Annotated in this window: 21 protein-coding genes; 7 read left to right on the forward strand and 14 right to left on the reverse strand. The window is 68.6% G+C overall.

All coding sequences use genetic code 11. The features are described 5' to 3' along the window. A complete protein-coding gene (locus ACRAQ3_RS18130) occupies positions 1 to 1,119 on the reverse strand; it encodes an ABC transporter permease (RefSeq protein WP_432256853.1) in 1,119 nt (372 codons plus the stop codon). Positions 1,120 to 1,193: 74 nt separating this feature from the next. Next, positions 1,194 to 2,141 carry a sugar ABC transporter substrate-binding protein gene (locus ACRAQ3_RS18135; RefSeq protein ID WP_432256854.1) on the reverse strand — a complete coding sequence of 316 codons (948 nt, stop codon included), beginning with the start codon at positions 2,139 to 2,141 and terminating at the stop codon, positions 1,194 to 1,196. A gap of 187 nt (positions 2,142 to 2,328) precedes the next feature. Here ACRAQ3_RS18135 and ACRAQ3_RS18140 point away from each other — a divergent pair, with 187 nt between their 5' ends. Next, positions 2,329 to 3,336 (forward strand): LacI family DNA-binding transcriptional regulator, encoded by a 1,008-nt coding sequence (locus tag ACRAQ3_RS18140; RefSeq protein ID WP_432256855.1) that lies wholly within the window; start codon positions 2,329 to 2,331, stop codon positions 3,334 to 3,336. Positions 3,337 to 3,370: 34 nt separating this feature from the next. On the opposite strand, the gene ACRAQ3_RS18145 is transcribed toward ACRAQ3_RS18140, so the two are convergent. The 3 genes from ACRAQ3_RS18145 to ACRAQ3_RS18155 are packed head-to-tail and all read right to left on the reverse strand — an operon-like array spanning position 3,371 to position 6,553. Further along, a complete protein-coding gene (locus tag ACRAQ3_RS18145) occupies positions 3,371 to 4,528 on the reverse strand; it encodes a Gfo/Idh/MocA family protein (RefSeq protein ID WP_432256856.1) in 1,158 nt (385 codons plus the stop codon). Between the two features lie 11 nt (positions 4,529 to 4,539). After that, complete coding sequence (locus tag ACRAQ3_RS18150; protein ID WP_432256857.1) at positions 4,540 to 5,433, reverse strand: TIM barrel protein; 894 nt, start codon at positions 5,431 to 5,433, stop codon at positions 4,540 to 4,542. Between the two features lie 16 nt (positions 5,434 to 5,449). Then, positions 5,450 to 6,553, reverse strand: coding sequence for a Gfo/Idh/MocA family protein (locus ACRAQ3_RS18155; protein WP_432256858.1), 1,104 nt, complete (start codon positions 6,551 to 6,553; stop codon positions 5,450 to 5,452). A 122-nt stretch (positions 6,554 to 6,675) separates the two neighbouring features. Here ACRAQ3_RS18155 and iolD point away from each other — a divergent pair, with 122 nt between their 5' ends. The 5 genes from iolD to iolG are packed head-to-tail and all read left to right on the forward strand — an operon-like array spanning position 6,676 to position 12,202. Continuing rightward, positions 6,676 to 8,544 (forward strand): 3D-(3,5/4)-trihydroxycyclohexane-1,2-dione acylhydrolase (decyclizing), encoded by a 1,869-nt coding sequence (iolD, locus tag ACRAQ3_RS18160; protein ID WP_432256859.1) that lies wholly within the window; start codon positions 6,676 to 6,678, stop codon positions 8,542 to 8,544. Continuing rightward, positions 8,544 to 9,515 carry a 5-dehydro-2-deoxygluconokinase gene (iolC, locus tag ACRAQ3_RS18165; protein ID WP_432256860.1) on the forward strand — a complete coding sequence of 324 codons (972 nt, stop codon included), beginning with the start codon at positions 8,544 to 8,546 and terminating at the stop codon, positions 9,513 to 9,515. Before iolD ends, iolC begins: the two co-directional genes overlap by 1 nt. Positions 9,516 to 9,526: 11 nt before the next feature. Continuing rightward, positions 9,527 to 10,384 (forward strand): 5-deoxy-glucuronate isomerase, encoded by an 858-nt coding sequence (locus tag ACRAQ3_RS18170; RefSeq protein ID WP_432256861.1) that lies wholly within the window; start codon positions 9,527 to 9,529, stop codon positions 10,382 to 10,384. Beyond that, complete coding sequence (locus tag ACRAQ3_RS18175; RefSeq protein ID WP_432256862.1) at positions 10,381 to 11,211, forward strand: class II fructose-bisphosphate aldolase; 831 nt, start codon at positions 10,381 to 10,383, stop codon at positions 11,209 to 11,211. Before ACRAQ3_RS18170 ends, ACRAQ3_RS18175 begins: the two co-directional genes overlap by 4 nt. A gap of 1 nt (position 11,212) precedes the next feature. Continuing rightward, positions 11,213 to 12,202 (forward strand): inositol 2-dehydrogenase, encoded by a 990-nt coding sequence (gene iolG, locus ACRAQ3_RS18180; RefSeq protein ID WP_432256863.1) that lies wholly within the window; start codon positions 11,213 to 11,215, stop codon positions 12,200 to 12,202. Between the two features lie 161 nt (positions 12,203 to 12,363). On the opposite strand, the gene ACRAQ3_RS18185 is transcribed toward iolG, so the two are convergent. The 8 genes from ACRAQ3_RS18185 to ACRAQ3_RS18220 form a co-directional block, all read right to left on the reverse strand. Then, a complete protein-coding gene (locus ACRAQ3_RS18185) occupies positions 12,364 to 13,599 on the reverse strand; it encodes an ABC transporter permease (protein ID WP_432256973.1) in 1,236 nt (411 codons plus the stop codon). 5 nt (positions 13,600 to 13,604) lie between these two features. Further along, the gene (locus ACRAQ3_RS18190) at positions 13,605 to 14,411 is read right to left on the reverse strand and encodes a taurine ABC transporter ATP-binding protein (RefSeq protein ID WP_432256864.1); all 807 of its coding nucleotides are present in this window, start codon (positions 14,409 to 14,411) and stop codon (positions 13,605 to 13,607) included. A gap of 60 nt (positions 14,412 to 14,471) precedes the next feature. After that, positions 14,472 to 15,467, reverse strand: coding sequence for an ABC transporter substrate-binding protein (locus ACRAQ3_RS18195; RefSeq protein ID WP_432256865.1), 996 nt, complete (start codon positions 15,465 to 15,467; stop codon positions 14,472 to 14,474). Between the two features lie 118 nt (positions 15,468 to 15,585). Beyond that, positions 15,586 to 16,470, reverse strand: coding sequence for a formyltetrahydrofolate deformylase (gene purU, locus ACRAQ3_RS18200; RefSeq protein WP_432256866.1), 885 nt, complete (start codon positions 16,468 to 16,470; stop codon positions 15,586 to 15,588). Positions 16,471 to 16,535: 65 nt separating this feature from the next. Then, the gene (gene folD, locus ACRAQ3_RS18205) at positions 16,536 to 17,447 is read right to left on the reverse strand and encodes a bifunctional methylenetetrahydrofolate dehydrogenase/methenyltetrahydrofolate cyclohydrolase FolD (protein ID WP_432256867.1); all 912 of its coding nucleotides are present in this window, start codon (positions 17,445 to 17,447) and stop codon (positions 16,536 to 16,538) included. Beyond that, a complete protein-coding gene (locus tag ACRAQ3_RS18210) occupies positions 17,444 to 18,370 on the reverse strand; it encodes an electron transfer flavoprotein subunit alpha/FixB family protein (RefSeq protein ID WP_432256868.1) in 927 nt (308 codons plus the stop codon). Before ACRAQ3_RS18210 ends, folD begins: the two co-directional genes overlap by 4 nt. Further along, a complete protein-coding gene (locus tag ACRAQ3_RS18215; protein ID WP_432256869.1) occupies positions 18,370 to 19,128 on the reverse strand; it encodes an electron transfer flavoprotein subunit beta/FixA family protein in 759 nt (252 codons plus the stop codon). The genes ACRAQ3_RS18210 and ACRAQ3_RS18215 overlap by 1 nt, the downstream gene beginning before the upstream one ends. A 93-nt stretch (positions 19,129 to 19,221) precedes the next feature. Further along, complete coding sequence (locus ACRAQ3_RS18220; RefSeq protein WP_432256870.1) at positions 19,222 to 21,642, reverse strand: GcvT family protein; 2,421 nt, start codon at positions 21,640 to 21,642, stop codon at positions 19,222 to 19,224. A 333-nt stretch (positions 21,643 to 21,975) separates the two neighbouring features. On the opposite strand from ACRAQ3_RS18220, the gene ACRAQ3_RS18225 reads away from it, so the two are divergent. After that, the gene (locus tag ACRAQ3_RS18225) at positions 21,976 to 23,022 is read left to right on the forward strand and encodes a LysR family transcriptional regulator (protein WP_432256871.1); all 1,047 of its coding nucleotides are present in this window, start codon (positions 21,976 to 21,978) and stop codon (positions 23,020 to 23,022) included. Between the two features lie 190 nt (positions 23,023 to 23,212). Here the strand turns inward: ACRAQ3_RS18225 and ACRAQ3_RS18230 are convergent, their stop codons facing one another. Beyond that, a complete protein-coding gene (locus ACRAQ3_RS18230; RefSeq protein ID WP_432256872.1) occupies positions 23,213 to 23,896 on the reverse strand; it encodes a fumarylacetoacetate hydrolase family protein in 684 nt (227 codons plus the stop codon). Positions 23,897 to 23,930: the final 34 nt, after the last annotated feature.

Consider the following 23,930-nt stretch of genomic DNA (forward strand, 5'->3'; position numbering starts at 1 on the left):
TCAGCGCTCTCCGGTGATGATGCGGCGGATATAGGTGTTGAGGATCACCGCGAAGAGCAGGATCACGCCCAGGAACACCCGGAACAGCGAGCTTTCGACGCCCGCGAAGAACAGCCCCTGCTGGACCACGCCGAAGATCAGCGCGCCGAGCGCGGCGCCGATCACCGAGCCGTAGCCCCCGGTCAGCAGCGCGCCGCCGATGACCACGGCGATGATCGCCTCGAACTCCTTCAGCAGGCCCCGGTCGGCCCCGGCCGAGCCGAACTCCATCACCTGGCAGGCGGCGAAGACAGTGGCGCAGAAGGCGGTGAACATGAACATGGTGATCTTGACCCGGTTCACCGGCACGCCCGAATTGCGCGCGGCCTCGGCGTCGCCGCCTGCGGCGAAGATCCAGTTGCCGAAGCGGGTGCGGGTCAGCAGCACGTGGCCGAGCAGAACCAGCCCGAGCGCCCAGACGATCAGCATCGGGATGCCGTTCACCACCGGCTCGCCGGCGCGGGTGCCGCGTTCGAAGGTGGCGATGATCCCGGCCTCGCCCATCCAGCTGAAGAGGCCCTTGCCGATGGTGCCGCCGAACAGCGCCGCGAGCCAGTCGCCCTCGGCCGCCTCGCGGATGCCGCCGATGATGGTCTTGCGCTCGATGGTCTGGGGCAGGAAGATCGTGAAGCCGCGCAGGATGAACAGGAAGGCCAGCGTCACGATGAAGCTGGGCAGGCCGGTGCGCACGACGATGAAGCCGTTGAGCGCGCCGATCGAGATGCACAGCGCGAAGGTCACGAGGATCGCGATCCACATCGGCCAGCCCAGCGTCACCCCGAAGATGGCGATCATCATCCCCGCGAAGCCGATCATCGAGCCGACGGAGAGGTCGAATTCGCCCGCGATCATCAACAGGCAGGCACCGACGGCGATGATCATGAACTGCGCCGAGACGACGGACCAGTTCATGATGCCTTGGCTGTTGAACATGCCGCTGTCGAAGGCGAACAGTCCGAAGAAGACGAACACCGCGATGGTGCCCACGATGCCGCCCAGCTCGGGACGGATCATCGCGCGGCGCATCGGCGAGATCTGCTTGACCCGTTCGTCCATCACGATTTGCGGTGTATCTGCCATGCCCGCTTACTCCAGGGATCGGTTGAAACTCGATGGGGGCGGCCAATGGGGAGGTGCCGCCCCCGCGCGCTCGCTCAGCGGTATTCGCCGGCGAACTTCTCGACCATCTCGAGCCCCTCGGCGGTGACGAAGCCGGGGCCGGAGTTGATGTTGTTGCCGGGCAGCACGCCGTAGCGGTGGTAGTTGGTCAGCACGACCACCGGCAGGTAGGCCTGCAGGAAGGGCTGCTGGTCGATGCCCCACTCGATCACGCCGTCCTTGATGCCCTGCACGATCTCGGCGCCGAGATCGAAGGTGCCGAAATAGATGTCGCCCGCCATGCCGGTCTCGTCGAGCGCCAGCAGCGTCGGATCGGCCGAGGTCGGCCCGAGGGTGAGCACCGCGTCGGTGTCGGGATTGGCCGAGAGATAGGCCTGCACCCGGTTCTTGATCTCGGCCGGGTCCTGGCCGCTGTCGATCATCTGCTCGCCCAGCTCGACGCCGAGACCGTCGGCGAAGCCCTGGCAGCGCTCGGTCGAGGCGGGGGAGCTGATGTAGTGGTTCACGCAGAGGAAGCTCTCGACGCCGTCCTGCTTGGCCCGCTCGCCCGCGGCGAGGCCCGCGTCGTATTCGGGCTGGCCCACATACATCAGCGCGCCGACCTCGCGCGCCTGCTCGGGCGTGCCCGAATTCATGATGATCACGTCGACGCCGCTGTCGACGGCCGAGCGGACCGGGCCCGAGAGCACGTCGAAATCCGACAGGGTGGTGATGATGCCGTCGGGGCCGCTTGCCGCCGCCTGCTCGATGATCCGCGCCATGTCGGCAAGATCGCCGGTCGGCGGATTGCGGTATTCGACCTCGACGCCCATCTGCTCGGAGGCCAGCGCGATCGCGTTCTTGATGGTGTTCCACCAGCTGTCGCTGTCTGGGGCGTGGCTGACGAGGATGTATTTCTCGCCCTCGGCCTGCGCGGCGCCGGCGGCGATCAGCGGCGTGGCGGCGACGGTCGCGGCCAGCAGCAGCTTCTTTGTCGGTGTCATCGGACATCCCTCCCTGGTGTCGTTGGTTCCGTTGGAAGAGCGGTCCTCCGCCAGCCCTTCGACTCCGACTAGAGCATATCGGACGGCATTTTGCAACCGGTTGCAAAACGGGTCGGCGCAACTCATGCTGGACCCGGGCGTTCGATGAGGTAGAGCTATGCGGTCGCGGGAGGGAAGACGGGGGGTCATGGTGGTCACGCTCAAGGAGGTCGCCGAACGGGCGGGCGTGTCGCGCTCGGCGGTGTCGCGCACCTTTACCGACGGCGCCTCGGTCTCGCCCAAGATGCGGCGCAAGGTCGAGAAGGCGGCGCGCGAACTGGGCTACAGCCCCAACGCGCTGGCCTCGTCGCTCACCACCGGGCGCACCAAGCTGATCGGGCTGGTGTCGAGCAACTTCCACAACCCGTTCTTCCTCGAGATCTTCGACCTGTTCACCCGCGGCCTGCAGGAGCGCGGGCTGCGCCCGCTGCTGGTCAACCTCTCGGGCGAGACCGAGCCCGAGAACTCGGTGCGGATGCTGCGGCAATACTCGGTCGACGGCGTCGTCGTCGCCTCCTCGACCCTACTGCCGGGCTTCGCCATCGCGTTCCGCGAGGCGGGGGTGCCGGTGATCAACGCCTTCGGGCGCTATGCCTCGGACCCGCAGGTGCACACGGTGGGCATCGACAACGTCGAATGCGGCCGGACCGCCGCGCGCACGCTGATCGCGCGCGGCTACCGGCGGCTGGCCTTTCTCGGCGGACCCGAATCCGCGACCTCGACCCAGGACCGCCTCTCCGGGTTCCAAGCCGAGATCGCGCAGGCGCCGGAGGTCGGGCTGACCGTATCCTTCGCGGGGGCCTACACCTTCGACGCGGGGCGGCGCGAGATGCAGCGTCTGCTGCAGGCGCCGCCGGCCGAGGCCTATTTCTGCGGCGACGACGTGCTGTCGATCGGCGCGCTCTCGGCGCTGCGCGATCACGGGTTCTCGGTGCCGGGCGATGTCGGCGTGCTCGGGCTCAATGACATGGAGATGGCGGGCTGGGCCGGGATCGACCTGACCACGATTCACCAGCCGATCCGGCAGATCGTCACCTCCTCGATCGAGCTGATGGGGGCGATGCTGGACGAGCCGGACCGCTACCCGGAGGCACGGGTGTTCCCCTGCCGGATCGTCGAGCGCGGCACGCTCAGGCCATTGCCCGGGGCGGGCTGAGGGGCCGGGGCCTCGGCGGCCCCGGCCCGAACGGTCAGCGGAACATCGGCGGCCGGGCCTCGGTCCAGGCGCCGTCCTGCCTGCCGCTTTCGGCCACGGCGAAGACGGCGGCCATGGAGCGCAGCCCGTCCTCGGCGCGCGGGTAGAGATCGGCGGCCGGGTCCATTTCGCGGCCCGCCTTGCGCGCGGCGATCGCCTCGGCGAGATCGGCATAGATGTTGGCGAAGGCCAGCGGCATGCCCTCGGCATGGCCGATCGTCACCCGGCTGGTGCGGTCCGCCTCGGGCGAGAGCCCCGCCTCGCCGCGCTCGATCACCTCGCGCCGGCCGCCGAGCGGCATCCAGTAGAGCTGGTTCGGCTGCTCCTGCGCCCAGGACAGCCCGCCCTTCTCGCCGAAGACCTGAAGCGTCAGCCCGTGCTGGCGGCCGATCGCCACCGAGGAGGTCCAGAGCCGCCCCACCGCGCCGCCGTCGAAGCGCAGATTGACCATCGCGTCGTCCTCGAGCGTGCGGCTTTCGATGCAGCTCACCGTGTCGGCGGAGAGGCGCGCGACCTCCTGGCCGATCACGAAGCTCGCCATGTGCAGGGCGTGGATGCCGCAATCGGCGAATTGCGCCGAGACGCCCGCCTGCGCCGGGTCGTAGCGCCATCGCACGCGCGGATTGTCGGCGTCTGCCGCGTCGGCATGGTGGCCATGCGCGAATTCGGCCTTCACCAGCCGGATCTTGCCGAGCTCGCCGCGCGCCACCATCGCCCGCATGTGCCGCACCAGAGAATAGCCCGAATAGCCGTAATTCACCGCGCAGATCCGGTTCGCCGCGCGCGCGGTACGGACGATCTCCTCGCCCTCCTCGACGGTCATGGTCATCGGCTTTTCGCACAGCACGTGGAAGCCGGCCTCGAGGAACGCCTTGGTGATCTCGAAATGCGTGGCGTTGGGGGTGGCCACGGTGACGAGATCGACCCGGTCGGGGCGGTTCCTCTCGCCCTCCAGCATCTCGCGCCAGTCGCCATAGGCGCGGTCGGGGGCGAGGCCCAGGCGCTGGCCGTAGTCGCGCCCGGCCTCGGCGCGGTGGTCGAGCGCGCCTGCGCGGAAGTCGAACAGCCCGTCGAGCCCCGCGCCGAGGCGATGCGCCGGGCCGATCTGGCTGCCTTCGCCGCCGCCGATCATGCCCCATCCCAGTTTCGTCATGGCCGGACCTCCTATTTGAAGCCGATGGATTCGAGATATTCGCGGTTCTTGCGGGCGTCTCTCAGCGGGTCGGGGTCGAGCGTCGGATCGCAATCCTGCTCGACCGTGCACCAGCCCTCGAAGCCCGCTTCCAGCAGCGCCTGCCGCACCGCGGGGAAATCGACGTCGCCCTCCCCGAGATTGCAGAAGATGCCCTGTCCGCAGGCGTCGTAGAAGCCGGTGCGGTTCTCGATCACCCGGGCCTTCACCTCGGGGTCGATATCCTTGAAATGCATGTAGGAGATGCGGTCCTCGTGGCGCTTGATGAAGGCCACCGGGTCGAAGCCCGCATAGGAGTGGTGGCCGGTGTCGAAGCAGATCCTGAGAATGCGTTCGTCGACCTCGTCCAGAAGCCGCTCCAGCTCGGGCTCGAAATCCATGAAGCCCGCCGCGTGGGCGTGGATGCCGGTGGTCAGACCGTATTCCTCGGTGCCGATCCGCGCGACGGTGGCGATGCGCTCGCGGAAGGCGGCCCATTCCATCGCGTCCATCTGCTCGGCCTCGGAGGCGCGGCCGGCGGTCGGGGCGCGGCGCGGCGAGATCGAGTCGATCAGCACGAGGTGCTCGGCCCCATGCGCCTTGAGCGCGCGGCAGGTGCGATGCGCGGCGTCGAGCACGTCCTCCCATGCGGCGGGGTCGTGGAACGGGCGGAACACCACGCCGCCGATGAGTTGCAGGCCGAACTCGTCGAGCGCCGCGCCGAGCACAGCGGGGTCCTCGGGCATGTAGCCCACCGGACCGAGCTCGATGCCCTTGTAGCCCGCTTGCGCGCAGTCGCGCAGCACGTCGCGCCAATCGGGGTTGCGCGGGTCGGCCGCGAATTCCACGCCCCATGAGCAGGGGGCGTTGCCAATCCTGATCGTCATGTCCTGACCTCTGTTCTCAGTGTTTCTCGACATCGCGCCAGCGCCCGTCGCGCGCCGAGGCGCGGGCGGTCTCGATCACGCGCGCCACCTCGAGCCCGTCGCGGAAGCTGGGCCAGACCGTCTCGCCGGTCTCGATCGCGCGCAGGAAATCGCGCGCCTCGATGATGATCTGGTCCTGGTAGCCGGTGCCGTGGCCCGGCCCCTGGCAGAAGGGGAGGTAGTCGGGATGCGCCGGGCCGGTGAGGATGCGGGTGAAGCCGCGCGTGGCCTCGGGGCCTTCGGCACGGTAGAGGTGGATCGCGTTCTGATCCTCCTGATCGAAGCGGATCGCGCCGCGGGTGCCGGTGATCTCGTAGGCGTAGCCCATCTTGCGGCCCGTCGCGATCCGGCTGAAATGCATCTGCCCCATGGTGCCGCGCGCGAAGCGGCACATCAGCTGCGCCTGGTCGTCATTGTCGACGCGGCCGCCGGGGCGCTCGGTGTGCACCGTCTCCATGCTGGCCGAAAGCGCGGCGATGGGCCCGAGAAGCGCGAGCGCCGCGTTGACCATGTGGGGCGCGAGGTCGCCCAACGTGCCGTTGGCCTCGCCCGCGCAGCGCCAGTTGAACGGCGTTTCGGGGTCGGCGAGGAAATCCTCGGTGTGCTCGCCGCGAAACCACGTCACCTCGCCGATCGCGCCCTCGGCGATGAGCTGCCGCGCGAACTGGCTCGCGGGGGTGCGGATGTAGTTGAAGGCGACCATGTTGGCCGCGCCCGAGGCCTCGGCCGCCGCGACCATGGCACGGGCGTCCTCGACCGAGGCGCCCAGTGGCTTTTCGCACATCACCGGCTTGCCGCGCGCGAAGGCGGCCCCGGCGATCTCGCGATGCGTCTCCTGCGGCGCGGCGATCACCACCGCCTCGACCCGGGGGTCCTCGACCAGCGCGCGCCAGTCGTCGGTGGCGCGGGCAAAGCCATAGGCGGCGCGGTAGCGCTCGGCGCTCTCGGGCGAGCTGGCCGCGACCATCTCCAGCCGTGGCCGGAGCGGGGTGTCGAACACCGCGCCCACGGCCGACATGGCGACGGCGTGCGCCTTGCCCATGTAGCCGCCGCCGATGATGCCAATGCCGATCTCCCGCATGTCGAACTCCCCCCTCGTCGATTTCGATTTGCAACCGGTTGCAAAATACGTATCGTGAGAGTCGAAACGCCGCAAGCGGCATTCGCGACTTGCCACGAAAAACCTGGAAGGGCCGCCCCGCCATGACCGCATCACAGGGTACCGTTCGCCTCACCACCGCGCAGGCCATCATAAGGTGGCTCGCCGCCCAGTATATCGAGATCGACGGAGAGGAGCGTCGCGTCTGCGGCGGCGGCTTCGGCATTTTCGGCCATGGCAACGTCACCTGCCTTGGCGAGGCGCTGCACGGCGTGCAGGCCGAGCTGCCGCTCTATCGCGGTCAGAACGAGCAGGGGATGGGCTTCGCCGCCGCCGGTTATGCGAAGCAATGGCTGCGCCAGCGCTTCATGTTCTGCACCGCCAGCGCCGGGCCGGGCACGATGAACCTGCTCACCGCCGCCGGCCTCGCCCATGCCAACCGGCTGCCGATGCTGATGCTCTGCGGCGACGGCTTCGTCACGCGGCTGCCGGACCCGGTGCTGCAGCAGATGGAGAATTTCGGCGATCCGACCTTCGGCGTGAACGACGCCTTCAAGCCGGTGGTGCGGTACTGGGACCGGATCACCCACCCGGCGCAGGTGATCCAGTCGCTGCCTGCCGCGCTGGCGACGATGCTCGACCCGGCCGATTGCGGCCCGGCCTTCATCGGGCTGCCGCAGGACGTACAGGGCTGGGCCTGGGACTTCCCGGAAGAGATGTTCGAGAGGAAACTCCACCGCATCCGCCGCGTGGCCCCCGACGAGGCCGAGATCGCGGATGCGCGCGCGGCGTTGCTCGCGGCCAAGCGGCCGATGATCATCGCCGGCGGCGGCGTGCAGTATTCCCGCGCCGCCGATGCGCTGGCCGCCTTTGCCGAGGCGCATCGCATCCCGGTGGTCGAGACCATCGCGGGCCGGGCGAACCTTCTGGCCGAGCATCCGCTCAACATCGGGCCCATTGGCGTCACTGGCTCGGACAGCGCCAATGCCATCGCGGCGGAGGCGGACCTGATCCTCGCCGTCGGCACGCGGTTGCAGGATTTCACCACCGGCTCTTGGACCGCCTTCGATGCCAGCGCCCGGATCGTCGCGATCAACGCGGCGCGGCACGACGCGGGTAAGCACCGGGCGCTGCCGGTGGTCGGTGACGCGAAGCGGGCGCTCGAGGCGCTGGGGCAGGGGCTCGACTACGCGGCGCCCGCAGCGTGGGTGGAAAAGGCGCAGAAGGAGCGGCGCGGCTGGGACGCCTATGTCGCCGAGAACGTGAAGCCCGGCAATGGCCCGAACTCCTACGCGCAGGCGATCGGCGTGGTGAACGAGCTGTGCCACCCGCGCGACCGGATCGTCGCCGCGGCGGGCGGGCTTCCGGCCGAGGTGACGGCGAACTGGCGCACGCTGGGGATCGGCACGGTCGATGTCGAGTTCGGCTTTTCCTGCATGGGCTACGAGATCTCGGGCGCATGGGGGGCGCGGATCGCGCAAGAGCAGCGCGAGCCGGAGCGCGACACCATCGTCTTCATCGGCGACGGCTCCTACATGATGATGAACAGCGATCTCTACTCGGCGGCGCTGAGCCGCAAGAAGCTGATCGTGCTGGTGCTCGACAATGGCGGCTTCGCGGTCATCAACAAGCTGCAGAACAACACCGGCAACGAGAGCTTCAACAACCTGCTCGCCGATTGCCCGACCATCCCCGAACCCTTCGCCGTCGATTTCGAGGCGCATGCGCGGGCGCAGGGCGCCGAGGCGGTGACGGTCGAGAACCCGGCCGAACTGGCCACGGCGTTCCAGCGGGGCAAGGCGAGCGACCGCAGCCAGGTCATCGTCATGAAGGTCGACCCCTATGAGGGCTGGACCACCAAAGGCCACGCCTGGTGGGAGGTCGGCACGCCCGAGGTGACGACGAGCGAGCGGGTCCGCGCCGGCCATGAGAGCCAGGAGCAGGGCCGCGCCCGGCAGCGGCGGGGGGTGTGATGCTGGACCGGTTGAAGGGACGCCGCTTTCTGGTGATCGGCCGGGTCGGCATGGATCTGACACCGACGCCGCCCGGCACCCGCACCCGCGAGGCGCGGGAGATGATGGTGGCCATGGGCGGCAGCTCGGCCAACATCGCCGCCGGTCTCGTGAAGCTCGGCTGCACCGCGTCGCTGGTCACCTGCGTCTCGGACGACGCGGTGGGCTGGTACTGCGAGGACCAGCTCGACGCCTACGGCATCGAGCGCCGCCACGTGCGGCGCGTGCGGGGCGAGGCGCGCACCTCTCTCGCGATCTACGAAACCCGCATCGAGGAGCATCAGAGCGTCATCTACCGCAACAACGCCGCCGATTTCGAGATGAGCGTCGCGGATGTCGAGGCGGTGGATTACGCGTGTTTCGACGGGGTGATCACCACCGGCACGGTCTTTGCCGCCGAGCCGTCGCGCGCGGCCGCTTTTCGCGCCTTCGAGCTGGCGCGCGCGGCCGGGCTGCCGGTGATCTTCGACGTCGATTACCGCCCCTATAGCTGGCCCTCGCCGCAGGTCGCCTCGGAGGTGCTGAGCCGCGCCGGGGCCATGGCCGACATCGTCATCGGCAATGACGAGGAGTTCGGCTTCATGGCGGGCGGCATCGAGCGCGGCTTCGCCCATGCGCGCGCGCTCGCCGAAAGCTCCGATCTGGTGGTCTACAAGATGGGCCCCGAGGGTGCGGTGACCTTCGCGCATGGCGAGGAGTTGCGCACCGGCATCTTTCCGGTCGAGGCGCTCAAGCCCACCGGCGCGGGTGACAGCTTCATGGCGGGACTGATCTCGGGTCTCGCGGAGGCGCGCCCGCTGCGCGAGGCGGTGCTGCGCGGCTCGGCCTGCGCCTCGATCGTCGTGGCCAGGCCCGGCTGCGCCCCCGCCATGCCCGATCCGGCCGAATTGCAGGCCTTTCTCGACACCCATCCCGGCCCCACGCAGGGCTGAAAGGACATCCCATGCACATCGCCCCCCATGACAACCGCAACCAGCCCATCGTCGATGCCGATCACGATCTGGTGCCGCTCAACTACTTCAACATCGTCAAGCTGAAGCGCGGCGAGAGCTTCGACTATGCCGTGCCCGGCTACGAGACCTGCGTGGTGCCCGCCACCGGCACGGTCGATGTCGATGTCGAGGGGATGGGCTTCGAGGCCCTCGGCAGGCGCGGCGTCGATGTCTGGGACGGCGAGCCCGAGGGCGTCTACGTCCCCACGGGCGCGAAGGCCCGCATGACCTGCCGCAGCGAGGCGGCGGAAATCTTCGTCGCGGGCGCGAAATACGACAGGGTGCTCGAGCCCTTCGACGTGCGCGAGCCCGAGCTCGACATCGTGCAATACGGCTCGGACGACACCAAGACGCATCGCAAGATCAAGCACATCCTTGGCGCCAAGCAGCACGACAAGGTGGGTCGCCTGCTGGTGAGCGAGCTCTACACGGTGGGGCAGGGCGGCTGGTCGGGTTTTCCCAGCCACAAGCACGACACCGACCGTCGGGACGACAAAGGCGAGATCGTCGAGACCCGGCATGACGAGACCTACAATTTCCGCTTCCGGCCCGATTACGGCTCGGGGCTGCAGATGCTCCAGCGCGAGGACAACGAGCCGGGCGACGCCTATCACATCGTGAACGGATCGACCGTGCTGATCGACAAGGGCTACCACCCCTGCGCGGTGCTGCCGGGTTACGAGATGTATTACTTCACCATCCTCGGCGGGCTGAGCCAGCGCAGCCTCAAGCAGTATTTCCAGCCGACCCATGCGGCGCAGCTGCACACGATCCCGGGGATCATGGACATGGTGGCCAAGTTCAAATGACGCTCGCTACGCTTTCCGAGGTGCTGGGGCCCGCGAACCGCGACGGCTACGCGGTGGCGGGCCTCGTGACGCTGGGCTGGGAGGACATGCGCGCCTATGTCGCCGCCGCCGAGGCCGAGGGCGTGCCGGTGATCCTGCAGGCCGGGCCGTCCTGCCGCAAGCACACGCCGCTCCCGATCCTCGGCGCGATGTTCCGGCATCTGGCCGAGGCGGCCGCGGTGCCGGTGGTGGCGCATCTCGACCACGGCTACACCGAAGCCGAATGCCGCGTGGCGATCGCGGCGGGCTTCACCTCGGTGATGTTCGACGGCTCGAGGCTGCCGCTCGCCGAGAACATCGCCCGCACCGCCGAGATCGCCGCCATGGCGCATGCGGCGGGGGTGTCCTGCGAGGGCGAGATCGGCTTCGTCGGCTATGCGGGCGGCGAGGGCTCGGCCGGAACCGATCCGCAGGAGGCGGCGCGCTTCGCGCAGGAGACGCGGATCGACGCCATGGCGATCTCGGTCGGCAACACGCATCTGCAGCGCGGCGGCGAGGGCGGTCTCGACGAGGCGCGGATCCGCGCCATCGAGGCGGTCACCGAGGTGCCGCTGGTGATCCATGGCGGCTCGGGCGTGCCGCATGCGCAGCGCCGGGCGCTGGCGCGCGGCTCGCGGATCGCCAAGTTCAACATCGGCACCGAGCTGCGCATGGAGTTCGGCCGGGCGCTGCGCGCGGCCGTGGCGCGCGACCCCGACCGCTTCGACCGGGTGGCGATCCTGTCGGAGCTCCACGAGCCGCTGGTCGAGGCGACGCGCGGCGTGCTGCGCGGGTTCAAGGGGGAATGAGATGCTGAATGTCGGGATACTGGGCTGCGGCCGCATCGGCCGGGTCCATGCCGCCTCGCTGGGCCGGATCGCGGGGGCGCGCGTCGCCGCCGTGGCCGATGCGATGGACGAGGCCGCGCGCGGGCTGGCTGCGAACTGCGGCGCGACGGCGATGACGGCGGAGGCGCTGATCGACAGCGCCGAGGTCGAGGCGGTGGTGATCGGCACGCCGACCCACACCCATTACGACCTGATCCATGCCGCCGCCCGCGCCGGCAAGGCGATCCTGTGCGAGAAGCCCGTCGACATGTCCGCCGAGCGGATCCGCGACTGCATGGCCGTGGTCGAAGAGACCGGCGTGCCCTTCATGACCGCCTTCAACCGCCGCTTCGACCCGAACTTCGCCGCGATCCGCGCCCGGATCGAGGCCGGGGAGATCGGCGGGGTCGAGATGGTGACGATCCTGTCGCGCGACCCCGCCCCGCCGCCGCCCTCCTATATCGAGGGCTCGGGCGGGATCTTTCGCGACATGATGATCCACGACCTCGACATGGCGCGGTTTCTTCTGGGCGAGGAGCCGGTCACGGTCTACGCGGTCGGCGCGGCGCTGGTCGATCCGGCGATCGGCGAGATGGGGGATGCCGACACCGCGGCGGTGACGCTGACCACGGCCTCCGGGCGGATCTGCCAGATCTCGAATTCGCGCCGCGCCAGCTATGGCTACGACCAGCGGATCGAGGTGCATGGCGCCCGCGCGATGCTGCGGGCCGACAACATGCTGCGCGACACGGTGGAGATGGCCGGGCCCGAGGGTTTCTGCCGCGCCCCGGCGCAGGCTTTCTTCCTCGAACGCTACGCCGCCGCCTACGAGGCCGAGATGCGGCATTTCGTCGAGAGCGTGGCACAGCGGCGCGAGATGTCCCCGAGCCTCGCCGATGGGCTGCGCGCGCAGCTTCTGGCGGATGCGGCCGACCTGTCCTGGTGCGAGGGGCGGGTGGTGCGGCTCGACTGAGTGCGACCCAACGGCGCGGTCGTTGTCTTCGGCGCGGCACCGTTTCGGTGTCGCGCCGTTGTCCTGCGGGCGAGCCCCCCGCGTGACGGCGCGCCGGAACGACGAGGCCCGCCCCGGGAAGGGGCGGGCCCGCGATCGTGGGGGCGGAGGGTGGCGGGGCTTCAGCTGCGGCCCTTCCACGGCACCAGCCGGGTTTCGGCCTGGCGCATCAGCATGTCGATGCCGAAGCCGATCAGGCCGATCAGGATGATGCCCATCAACACGATGTCGGTCAGCTGGAACTTCGAGGCAGCGATGATCATCATGCCCGCGCCCATCTGCGCCGCGACCAGTTCGGCGGCGACGACGGTGCCCCAACACACGCCCATCGCCACCCGCGCGCCGGTGAAGATCTCGGGCAGCGAGTTCGGCACGATCACGTGACGCAGAATCTGCCATTTTGACGCGCCGAGCGAATAAGCGGCGTGAATCTTGCTGATCTTGACGCCGGAGACGCCGGCGCGCGCGGCGATGGTCATCACCCAGAGCGCGGCGAGGAACAGCAGCACCACCTTGCCGGTCTCCCAGATGCCGAACCAGATGATGACGAGCGGGATCAGCGCCAGCGGTGGCACCGGTCGCATGAACTCGACGATCGGGTCGAACCAGCCGCGGAACCAGCCCGAGAGCCCCATCGCGTAGCCGAGCGGAATCCCGACCGCCGCGCCGAGGGCGAAGCCGGTCAGCACCCGCAACAGCGAGGCGCCGATATGCTCCCACAGCGAATGGTTCTGGTAGCCGTTGGTCATGATCTCGATGAAGCGGCCCACCACCGCCTCGGGCGAGGGCAGCCAGATCGGCTCCATCTGCAGGCCCTTTTCGGCGGCGAAGCTCAGCGTGCCCTTGGCGGTCATCGACACGGTGCCGTCGGCGACCGAGACCGTGCCGCCCGGCGCGATCCCGGTGCCGTTCACCGACACCACCCGCGCCTCGCCCGGCAGCTGAATCAGCTTGTCGCGGCCGCTCTGGACCGCGACCGCGACCTCGCCGAGTGCGTCTGTCCCGGCGGTCTCGGCGGTGGGAAGCTGCCCGCCCGGCCCGACTGTGATCCGCACCCGGCCGTCGCTCACCGCGCCGTCGCCGGTTTCGGCCTGGTAGACGAAGGAGGTCTCGCCGGCGAAGGGGCCGGGCACGTGCAGCGGCACCAGCTTGGAGCCGGTGAAGGCGCCCCAGAGCAGGAAGATCACGACGACCGAGGCGATCGAGGCGATGCGGTCGGGGCGGATCGCGCTCTCGTCGCCGAAGGTCACGGTCTTGAGGCTGCTGAAATCGGCGCGGCGCATCCGGCCGCGGCGCAGCAGCCCGGCGGCGGTGGCGGCCAGCACGAAGGAGAGGATATAGACGAGGAGGATCGCGATGCCGGTCATAATGCGGTCTCCATGTGACCCATGATTTCTTCTTCCATGTTCCAGATCATCGACAGGATCTCCTCCCTGGTCCGGCCGAAATCGGGGTGTTTCTTGACCTCGCGCAGGTCCATCTCGGCGCCGAGATCGGCGAAGGGCAGGCGGTATTCCTTGTGGATGCGGCCCGGGCGCGGCGCCATCACGATCAGCCGCTCGCCCAGGAGCAGCGCCTCCTCGACCGAATGGGTGATCAGCATCACCGTCTTGCCGGTCTCCTTCCACAGTTTGAGGACCAGCGCCTGCATCTTTTCGCGGGTGAGCGCGTCGAGCGCGCCCAGGGGCTCGTCCATCAGGATCACGTCGGGATCGTTGGCGAGGCAGCGGGCCAGCGCCACGCGCTGCTGCATGCCGCCCGACAGCTCGTAGATCGCCTTGTTGCGGAAATCCTTGAGGCCGACGATCTCCAGAAGCCGGTCGACCTCGGGCAGGTATTCGGACTTGGACCGCCCGGCCATGCGCGGCCCGAAGGAGACGTTGTCGCGCACGTTCATCCACTCGAACAGCGCCCCCTCCTGGAACACCATGCCGCGCTCGGCATCGGGGCCGCGCACCGCGTGGCCGTTCAGCGTGATCTCGCCCGAGGTGGGGGCGAGAAACCCCGCCACGATGTTGAGCAGCGTGGTCTTGCCACAGCCCGACGGCCCGAGGACCGACAGGAGTTCGCCCTGCGCGAGATGCAGCGACACGTCCCGCAGGGCCTGCACATGGGTTCCATTGGGCAAATCGAAGCGCATCGAGATGTCGTTCAGCGTCAATCCGGGCATCCGGGCATTCCCTTGTCGGTGGGGATGGGGTGGGGGAGGCGCCGCCGCGCCTCCGCCGGCTCAGTGGGTGACGATGTCCTGCAGCGGCGCCGTGATGATCAGCTCGCCATAGCCGGGCAGGATCGAGGGCACGGTGCCATGCGCGTGGAAGAACTCGGCCGCCCCGTCGATATAGCTGCCGACGCGGCCGCCGAGCCATTTCTCCGACAGGAGCGTGTCGACCGGGATGAAGGTGAAGTCGTCGATCACCTCGCCGGCGGGGCCCTCTTCCATGCCGGCATCGCGGGCGATGACCGGCAGCATCTCGGCCCGGTCCGCGCCGGCGTTCCACCTGGCGTTCATCTCGGCGGTGAGTTCGAGGAAATCCGCCAGCAGTTCCGGCCGGGCCGCGGCGAACTCGGCCGAGGTGGTGGTAAGGTCGAAGGAGAGGATGCCGATCTCCTCCTTTTCCGCACCGGTCAGCAGTACGTTGCCGTAATCCATCATCCGCGCCAGCGCCCCGCCCCAGCCGCAGGCCATGTCGACATCGCCGCGCGAGAAGGCGGCGGCGCCCTCGGCCGGTGCCATGTCGACGATCGACATGGTCGAGGTGTCGACCTCGAAATGCTCCATCAACTGGAGGAAGGTGTACTGCGCGCCGGTGCCGACCGGCACCGCGACGCGCAGCCCCTCCAGCTCCTCGGCGTTCTCGGCGTCGATCTCGAGCGCCGCCGCGACGACGCAGTTCTCGTTGTCGGCATAGGAGGCGGCGATGTCGACGATGCGCAGATCCTGACCCGCCGAGGCGGCGCCGATGAAGGGCAGCACGCCCTGGCTGATCGCGATCTGCACGTTGCCCGCCGCCATCGCGGCGGACATGGCGGTGCCGGAATCGAAGCGGACCCAGTTCACCGGCAGGCCGAGCTTCTCGTCATAGAGCCCCTCGGCCTTGGCGTATTGGAACGGCATCGGCCATTCCGGGAAATAGGCGACGGTCAGCCCGTCCTGGGCGCTGGCGGCGGTCCCGGCCAGAAGACCGGTCAGGGCGAGGATCGGCAGGGTCGGCTTGCGTGTCATGGGTCTGTCCTTGTTGGGTCCGGATATGGCCGGTCGGTGCGGCCGGGGTGACGATCGGTTCGCCCGATTTCTGTCGTGGGGGCGGCGCGGAGGGGCCGCGCCGGTGGGGGGATCGGGCTCAGCCCATCCGTTCGCTGGAATAGGAGCCGGGCGAGGCCGGGAAGACGACGGTCTTGTCGCCGTTGAGGAAGACCCGGCGGTTGGCGTGGGAGTGGATGGCGCGGGCGAGGACCTGCGCCTCGACGTCGCGGCCGAGCGAGACGTAGTCCTCGGCCGATTGCGCATGGGTGACGCGGACGATGTCCTGCTCGATGATCGGGCCCTCGTCGAGATCGGCGGTGACGTAGTGCGAGGTGGCGCCGATCAGCTTCACGCCGCGCTGGAACGCCTGCTTGTAGGGGTTGGCGCCCTTGAAGCTGGGCAGGAAGGAGTGGTGGATGTTGATGATCCGGCCCGACATCTTGCTGCACATCTCGTCGGAGAGGATCTGCATGTAGCGCGCCAGCACGATCAGCTCGGCGCCCGCCTCCTCGACCACCGCCATGATCCGCGCCTCGGCCTCGGGCTTGTCGGCGCGGGTGACCTTGATGCAGTGGAACGGGATGTCGTGGTTCACCACCAGCTTCTGGTAGTCCATGTGGTTCGAGACCACCGCGACGATGTCGATCGGCAGCGCGCCGATCTTCCAGCGGTAGAGCAGGTCGTTGAGGCAATGGCCGAAGCGCGAGACCATGACCACGACCTTCATCTTGCGGGCCTCGTCGTGGAACGCGTAGTCCATGCCGAAGCTGCGGGCGGTCTCGGCGAAGCCCGCCTCGAGATCGGCCAGCGTCGCGCCGGTCTCCGAGACGACGCTCACCCGCATGAAGAAACCGCCGGTCTCGGGGTCGTCATACTGGGCGCTGTCGGCGATGTTGCAGCCGTTCTCGGCCAGGTAGCCGGCGATGGCCGCGACGACGCCGCGGCTCGATTGGCAGGTCACGGTCAGGCAGAACTTGGTCATGGGCGTCTCCGAAGGATGGCGGGCGGGCCGGGACGCGGTGCCCCGGCGGTCGCTGGTGCGGCGGGTCAGGCGGTGAGCCCCTCGGGCTCGGGCAGGCCGTGGGCGCGGCAGCAGGCGGTCAGCGTGTTGGACAGCAGGCAGGCGATGGTCATCGGGCCGACGCCGCCGGGCACCGGCGTGATCGCGCCCGCGACCCGCGCCGCGTCGTCGAAATCGACATCGCCGACGAGCCGGGTCCTGCCGTCATCGGCCTCGATCCGGTTGATGCCCACGTCGATCACCGTGGCGCCGGGCTTGATCCAGTCGCCCGGGATCATCCCTGGCCGGCCCACCGCCACCACGAGGATGTCGGCGCCCCGGCAGATCGCCTCGAGATCGCGCGAATGGCGATGCGCCACGGTCACGGTGCAGTCGTCGCGCAGCAGGAGCTGCGCCATCGGCCGGCCGACGATGTTCGAGCGTCCGACCACCACGGCGTCGAGCCCCCTCAGGCTGCCCAGCCGGTCGCGCAGCATCATCAGGCAGCCCAGCGGCGTGCAGGGCACCAGCGCCTTCTGGCCGGTGCCCAGTAGGCCGACATTGGAGACGTGGAAGCCGTCGACATCCTTGGCAGGATCGATCGCGGCGAGCACCGCCTCGGTGTCGATGTGGCGCGGCAGCGGCAGCTGCACGAGGATGCCGTGCACCGCAGGGTCGGCATTGAGCCGCGCCAGCAGCGCCAGGAGCTCGGCCTGCATCGTCTCGGCGTCGAGCTTGTGCTCGAAGCCGGTCATGCCGACCTCGCGGGTCTGGCGCGCCTTGTTGCGCACATAGACCTCGGAGGCCGGGTCCTCGCCCACCAGCACCACCGCGAGCCCCGGGGTGATCCCCCGCGCGGCTTTCAGCCCCGCCACGTGATCGGCGACGCGGGCGCGCACACCCGCGGCGAAGGCCTTGCCGTCGATGCGGGCCGCGCGCGTGGTCTCGCGGATGTTCATCTCAGCGCCCCCGCCAGCTCGGGCACGAGCTCGAACAGGTCGCCGACAAGGCCGTAATCGGCGACTTGGAAGATCGGCGCCTCCTCGTCCTTGTTGATCGCGACGATGATCTTGGAGTCCTTCATCCCGGCGAGGTGCTGGATCGCCCCCGAGATGCCGACCGCGACGTAGAGATCGGGCGCCACCACCTTGCCGGTCTGGCCGACCTGCCAGTCGTTCGGGGCGTATCCCGCATCGACCGCGGCGCGGGACGCGCCGACGGCGGCGCCGAGGCTGTCGGCCAGCCCCTCGACCAGCGCGAAGTTCTCCTTCGAGGCCATGCCGCGCCCGCCCGAAACTACGCGGGAGGCCGAGGTCAGCTCGAGCCGGTCGCTCTCGGTCACCGCGTCGGAGAGCCAGGTCGCGAGGCCCGGATCGGCGAGATCGGCCACGGTCTCGACCGGGGCGGCCTCGGCCTCGCCCGCCGCGTCGAAGCCGGTGGTGCGGATCGTCATGAGCTTGACCGCGTCGCGCGAGCGCACGGTCTGGATCGCGTTGCCGGCATAGATCGGCCGCTCGAAGGTCTCGGCGTCCACCACCTTGAGTACGTCGGGGATCACCATCACGTCGAGCAGCCCGGCGACGCGGGGCAGCGCGTTCTTGGCCACCGAGGTGGCGGGGGCGGCGACGTGCTCGAACTCGCCCGCCAGCACCGCGATCAGCGCCGCCAGAGGCTCGGCCATCTGGTGGGCGTATTGCGCGCCCTCCGCGCGCAGCACGCGGGCCGCGCCGTCGATCCGCGCCGCCTCGGCCGCCGCTTCGGGCATGGCCCCGGCGCAAAGCAGCGTCACCGGCCCGAGATCGCGCACCGCGCGCATCGCCTTGGCCGTGGCGTCGCGGTTCAGCGCGCCCCTCGAGATTTCAGCTACCAGAAGAACCGCCATCAGAGGACCCCCGCTTCCTTGAGTTGACCGACCAGCTCGTTCACCGAGCCGAGCTTGATCCCGGCCTGGCGGCCCTGCGGCTCGCGCACCGAGACGATTTCGAGCCGCGGGCTGACATCGACGCCGTAATCGGCGGCGCTGGTCTCCACGAGCGGCTTCTTCTTGGCCTTCATGATGTTGGGCAGCGAGGCGTAGCGCGGCTCGTTGAGCCGCAGATCGGCGCTGATGATTGCCGGCAGCTTCACCTCGATGCTCTGCAGACCGCCATCGACCTCGCGGGTCACCTTGGCGACACCGTCTTCGATCTCGAGCTTCGAGGCGAACATCGCCTGACCCCAGCCGAGCCGGGCCGCCAGCATCTGTCCGGTGGCGTTCATGTCGTTGTCGATCGCCTGCTTGCCGGTGATGACCAGCTCGGGCGCCTCGGCCTCGACCACCTTGGCGAGGATCCGCGCCACGGCGAGCGGCTCGATGTCCCGATGCACGTCGTCGCCGGCATTCACGAGGATCGCGCGGTCGGCGCCCATGGCCAGAGCCGTGCGCAGCGCGTCCTGCGCCTGCTTCACCCCGATCGAGACCACGATCACCTCGGAGGCCACGCCCGCCTCCTTGAGCCGGATCGCCTCCTCGACCGCGATCTCGTCGAAGGGGTTCATCGACATCTTCACGTTGGCGAGGTCGACGCCGCTGCCATCCGCCTTCACCCGCGGCTGCACGTTGTAGTCCATCACGCGTTTCACCGGCACGAGTATCTTCATGTCGTCTCCAGTCTCTGTCTTGGGGGGCGGGCCCGGCGGATCGCCCCGTTTGTCTCGGGCCGGGCGGGGCGTGCGCCCCGCCCGGTGCTCGGGTCAGGCCCTGATGCGCTGGTTCTCGGGGTCGTAGAGGCCCGGATCCACCACTGTCGCGGCGACCGCCTCGCCGATCACCTCGACCTGCAGCGGCGTGCCCACTTCGGCGAATTCGGGGTGCAGGAAGCCCATGGCGAGGTTCTTGCCGACCCGGTGGCCCCAGCCGGCCGAGGTGATGGTGCCGATGCATCTGCCATTGGCGAGGATGCTATCGCCGCCATGCGCCGGGGCGTGGTCGCAATCGAGCGCGAGGGTGACGAAGCGCCGCTTCAGCCCGCCCGCCAGCTGCTTTTCCAGCGCCGCCTTGCCGATGAAATCGGGCTTGTCGAGCTTCACGAAACGGTCGAGCCCGCTCTCGATCGGGTTGAACTCGGTGATCAGGTCCGCCTTCCAGTGGCGGTAGCCCTTCTCGAGCCGCATCGATTCCACGGCATGGCCGCCGAACAGGGTCAGCCCGTGCTTCTCGCCCTCGGCCCTGAGCGCCAGCCAGGCGGCGTAGAGCTGGTTGTTGGGCACGTGGATCTCGTAGGCGAGCTCGCCCGAGTAGCTGACCGACATGATCACGGCGGGCGCGATGCCGACGAAGGCGCGGCGCACCGAGAGCCATGGGAAGGCCGCCCTCGACCAGTCGCCGCGCGACACGCCCGACAGCACCTCGCGCGATTTCGGACCGGCGAGGACGAGGATCGTCCAGTCATTGGTGAGCGAGCGGAGCTGCACCGAGCCGTCCTTCGGCAGATGCGCCTGCAGCCAGTCCATGTCGTGGGATTCGGAGGCCGCGGCCGAGCCGTACCAGATCGTGTCGGCGTCGAGATTGGCCAGCGTCGCCTCGGCCTTCACGTTGCCGTGGTGGTTCAGGAGGTAGGTCAGGCCGACCTTGCCGTCCTTGCGCGGAATGCGGCCGCAGACCATGGTGTCGAGCCAGTCGTGCGCGCCGGGGCCGGTGATCTCGAAGCGGTTGAAGCCGTTGACCTCCGCGAGGCCCACGCCGGTACGCACCGCCTCGATCTCGCGGGCCACGACGGGGAAGGTCTCGTTGAAGCGGAAGCTGTGGGTTTCCTCGAAATCGGGTGTGGGCTTGATGTAGGCCACGCGCTCCCAGCCATTGACGGTGCCGAACTCGGCGCCCTCGGCGGCGAGTACCGGGGTCAGCGGCGTGGTCTTGGCCGGACGACCCGCCGGGCGGTGCTCATGCGGGAAGTGGAAGCGGAACTCGTTCTGGTAATCCTCGATCGCCTTCAATGCGGTCAGCTCGACATTGGCGTGGCCGGTGAAGCGGCGCGGGTCGATCACCCAGGTGTCGTAGCAGGCCTCGCCATGCACGATCTGCTGCGCCAAGAGCCAGCCATGGCCGCCGCCCTCGCCGAGGCCCGCGCGCAGCCCGATGATGCAGAACGCGTTGCGCTTTCCGGGGATCGGGCCGACCAGCGGCGCGCCGTCGATGGTGTAGGTGATCGGGCCGTTGACGACCGAGTGGATGCCCACATCCATCAGCGCCGGCATCCGCGCGAAGGCGCCCTCGAGCACGTCCATCACCCGGTCGAGATCGTCGGGGCAGAGCGCGTTGACGAAGTTCGGGTCGATCCCGTCCATGCCCCAGGTCTTGCAGTCCTGCTCGTAGAAGCCGACCAGCAGGCCGTTCTTTTCCTGGCGGCAGTAGTAGTCGCTGATCGGGCAGCGCAGCAGCGGCATGCGGAAGCCCGCCTCCTCGATCGCCTTGATCGGCTCGGTGAGGAAGTACTGGTGCTCCATCGAGGCGACGGGGTGGTGCACCCCCATCATCGCGCCGACCTCGTTGACCCGGTAGCCGCAGGCGTTGACGACGATCTCGCAGTCGATGTCGCCATGCTCGGTATGCACGGTCCAGCTGTCGTCCCTGTGCTGGGTCAGCCCGGTCACGGGGGTGTTGCGATAGACCTCGGCCCCGGCGAGGCGGGCGCGGCGCGCCAAGGCCTGGCACAGCTGCGCCGGGTCGATGTCGCCGTCGAGCGGGTCCCAGAGCCCGCCCAGCAGGTTGTCGGTGGAAATCAGCGGATGTCGCCGGGCGCATTCCTCGGCATCGATCACCTCGAATTCGACGCCCATGCCTTTCGCGACGCTGGCGAAATGGCGATAGCCTTCCATTTGCCGTTCGGTATTGGCCAGTCGAATTCCGCCATCGGCGTGGTGATAATTGATCGGGTATTCCGGGTCCTCGGCCAATTCCTTGTAGAGCTTGATGGAATGGCTTTTCAGTCCGACCATGGTCTGGGTCGCGCCGAAATTGGTGACCTGCGCGGCCGAATGCCAGGTGGTTCCGGATGTGAGCTCGTTTCTTTCGACGAGCACGACGTCGGTCCAACCTTCCTGGGTCAGGTGGTAAAGGGTGGAGCATCCCGCGATGCCTCCGCCGATTACGACGACGCGTGTCTGACTTTTCATTCTACCCTCGGACCGTTTCGGATTTGTGACGAGTAGCGCGGCAGATTGCCGCCCGGTCAATCGCGCCGAGGCTTCGTTCAGGGAAACAGAACGGGGGTGGGTGATCTGCTGAACGAAGCGCCGCCTCAGACGGGAAATCCGGCCCGGCGAGGCCTTGCCGCATCACGCGGCCGGCGGAATTTCGGGCGGGGTGCTCATCCGCAGGTCAGCTTCGAAACCCGCTCCCGCAGGGGGCTTCGGGGGGGCGCCAGCCCCGGCCCGGGTCCGGATTCGAGGTCGACCGGGAGACGAAGCACGGGCATTGTCCGAGGCGGGACATCCCGAGGTTCGATGATGGCGACGACACAGACCCCCCCGACCGCGACCGAGAGGCCGATCGCGCGGCTGACGCTGCGCGGCCTGCGCGCCTTCATCGCGCTGGAGGAGGCGCGTTCGGTCGCCGGGGCCGCGCAGAAGCTCGGGGTGAGCAAGTCGAACGTGTCGCAGCAGATCACCGCGCTCGAACAGAATGTCGGTGCCAAGCTATTCGACCGCAACAGCCGGCCGATCCTGCTGACCCCGGCGGGGCAGGTGCTCAGCATGCATGCGCATCGCATCATGGCGACGGTATCGGCGGCGGAGGCGAACCTCGCCGAGTTCAACCTGCGCAGCCTGCCGGTCCTGAACCTCGGGATCATCGACGATCTCGACGCCTCGATCACACCGGTGGTGGCCTCCTCGTTGCAGCGGCAATTGCCGCAGTGCTTCATTTCGACCTTCTCGGGCCGCTCGGATCAGGTGACGGCCAAGCTCCTGTCGCGCGATGTCGACATCGCCATCACGGGGATCATGCCGACCGACATGCACCGGTTCAGCATCCTTCAGCTATTGCGCGAGCAATTCGTCCTGATTTCCGCCAAAGGGCAATATGACCGCCGTGAGGATTGGCGGCAGAGCCTGACCCGGCTGCCTCTCGTGCAATACGCGGAAACGATGCCGATGGGGCGACTGGTTTCGGGCCATTTGAAACGCGTCGGATTTCACCCGCAGCGGCGATTTTCGTTCGAAACGAACCGGTCGGTCATTGCGACGGTGGCACAAAACGGTGGCTGGACGATTGCCACGCCGCTCAGCCTTCTCGATGTCGGATCGCTCGTGTCGGAAATAGACATATCGCCATTGCCTTTCGCGAGCCTGTCGCGGCAGATCTATCTGGTGACCAGAAGCGACGAGCTCGGCAATCTGCCGACCCGGCTGGCGCGGGAATGCCGGGCATTGCTGCATGGAAAGCTGCTGCCGGATTTCGCGAAGATCGCGCCGATGCTCGCCGGCGCGATCGAGGTGCTGGGCGACGCGGAATCCCTTGGCGAACCGGCGGACCCGGTCGGTTTAGAGCACTAGAACGGGGCAGCCCTTCAGTCCTTCGGCCTCGGGCCGTGCCAGCGCCGCCACCTTGTGAAGGGAAGCGTTCAAGCTTTCGCAAAGCGTAGATTTGCAATGCGTCGTTCCCGCGTTCGTGCAAGGCTTGGTGACCCGTCGCTTCGCCAATCCCACGCCCATGGTGGATGCCGGGAAAGCTGGCGCCGACCGGTCAGGTCACGCTGACGGCCAGATCACCCAGCCCCTCGATGCTGGCCCGCATCCTGTCGCCGCGGCTGACCGGGCCGACGCCCGCGGGCGTGCCGGCCATGATCACGTCGCCCGCGGCGAGCTCGAAATATTCCGACAGGTAGGAGATCATCTCGGGCACCTTCCAGATCATCTGGTTCAGGTCGCCCTCCTGCGCGAGCTCGTCATTGACCCGCAGTTCGATCCGGCCCTGCTCGGGGTGACCGGCCTGCGCGACCGGCATCAGCGGGCCCACCGGTCCGGAGCGCTCGAACGCCTTGCCGATCTCCCAGGGGCGGCCCGCCTTCTTGGCCTCGCCCTGCAGGTCGCGCCGGGTCATGTCGAGCGCCACGCCGTAGCCCCAGACGTGATCCAGTGCCTTTTCAACGGGAATGTCGCTGCCGCCGGATTTCAGGGCGACCAGAAGCTCGACCTCGTGATGCACGTCCCGGCTCTGCGGCGGGTAGGGGAATGTGCCCGAGGCGTCGAGATTGTCGGGGTTCTTCTGGAAGAAGAAGGGCGGCTCGCGATCCGGGTCATGGCCCATCTCGACCGCATGCGCCGCGAAATTGCGACCGATGCAGTAGACCCGGCGGACCGGGAACAGGCCGCCATCGGTGGTCGGGATGGTCGGAACCGGCGGCGCCGGGATGACGAAGTCGTTCATGTCTCGCCTCGCTGGTATGGACATCGATCCAACC

This window comes from Limimaricola sp. AA108-03, assembly GCF_050847355.1.
Taxonomy (GTDB): domain Bacteria; phylum Pseudomonadota; class Alphaproteobacteria; order Rhodobacterales; family Rhodobacteraceae; genus Limimaricola.

Excerpts from the sequence above, each read along its gene's own strand:
- ACRAQ3_RS18130 (WP_432256853.1), bottom strand. The coding sequence starts at position 1,119 with ATGGCAGATACACCGCAAATCGTGATGGACGAACGGGTCAAGCAGATC.
- ACRAQ3_RS18135 (WP_432256854.1), bottom strand. The coding sequence starts at position 2,141 with ATGACACCGACAAAGAAGCTGCTGCTGGCCGCGACCGTCGCCGCCACG.
- ACRAQ3_RS18140 (WP_432256855.1), top strand. The coding sequence starts at position 2,329 with ATGGTGGTCACGCTCAAGGAGGTCGCCGAACGGGCGGGCGTGTCGCGC.
- ACRAQ3_RS18145 (WP_432256856.1), bottom strand. The coding sequence starts at position 4,528 with ATGACGAAACTGGGATGGGGCATGATCGGCGGCGGCGAAGGCAGCCAG.
- ACRAQ3_RS18150 (WP_432256857.1), bottom strand. The coding sequence starts at position 5,433 with ATGACGATCAGGATTGGCAACGCCCCCTGCTCATGGGGCGTGGAATTC.
- ACRAQ3_RS18155 (WP_432256858.1), bottom strand. The coding sequence starts at position 6,553 with ATGCGGGAGATCGGCATTGGCATCATCGGCGGCGGCTACATGGGCAAG.
- iolD (WP_432256859.1), top strand. The coding sequence starts at position 6,676 with ATGACCGCATCACAGGGTACCGTTCGCCTCACCACCGCGCAGGCCATC.
- iolC (WP_432256860.1), top strand. The coding sequence starts at position 8,544 with ATGCTGGACCGGTTGAAGGGACGCCGCTTTCTGGTGATCGGCCGGGTC.
- ACRAQ3_RS18170 (WP_432256861.1), top strand. The coding sequence starts at position 9,527 with ATGCACATCGCCCCCCATGACAACCGCAACCAGCCCATCGTCGATGCC.
- ACRAQ3_RS18175 (WP_432256862.1), top strand. The coding sequence starts at position 10,381 with ATGACGCTCGCTACGCTTTCCGAGGTGCTGGGGCCCGCGAACCGCGAC.
- iolG (WP_432256863.1), top strand. The coding sequence starts at position 11,213 with ATGCTGAATGTCGGGATACTGGGCTGCGGCCGCATCGGCCGGGTCCAT.
- ACRAQ3_RS18190 (WP_432256864.1), bottom strand. The coding sequence starts at position 14,411 with ATGCCCGGATTGACGCTGAACGACATCTCGATGCGCTTCGATTTGCCC.
- ACRAQ3_RS18195 (WP_432256865.1), bottom strand. The coding sequence starts at position 15,467 with ATGACACGCAAGCCGACCCTGCCGATCCTCGCCCTGACCGGTCTTCTG.
- purU (WP_432256866.1), bottom strand. The coding sequence starts at position 16,470 with ATGACCAAGTTCTGCCTGACCGTGACCTGCCAATCGAGCCGCGGCGTC.
- folD (WP_432256867.1), bottom strand. The coding sequence starts at position 17,447 with ATGAACATCCGCGAGACCACGCGCGCGGCCCGCATCGACGGCAAGGCC.
- ACRAQ3_RS18210 (WP_432256868.1), bottom strand. The coding sequence starts at position 18,370 with ATGGCGGTTCTTCTGGTAGCTGAAATCTCGAGGGGCGCGCTGAACCGC.
- ACRAQ3_RS18215 (WP_432256869.1), bottom strand. The coding sequence starts at position 19,128 with ATGAAGATACTCGTGCCGGTGAAACGCGTGATGGACTACAACGTGCAG.
- ACRAQ3_RS18220 (WP_432256870.1), bottom strand. The coding sequence starts at position 21,642 with ATGAAAAGTCAGACACGCGTCGTCGTAATCGGCGGAGGCATCGCGGGA.
- ACRAQ3_RS18225 (WP_432256871.1), top strand. The coding sequence starts at position 21,976 with ATGGCGACGACACAGACCCCCCCGACCGCGACCGAGAGGCCGATCGCG.
- ACRAQ3_RS18230 (WP_432256872.1), bottom strand. The coding sequence starts at position 23,896 with ATGAACGACTTCGTCATCCCGGCGCCGCCGGTTCCGACCATCCCGACC.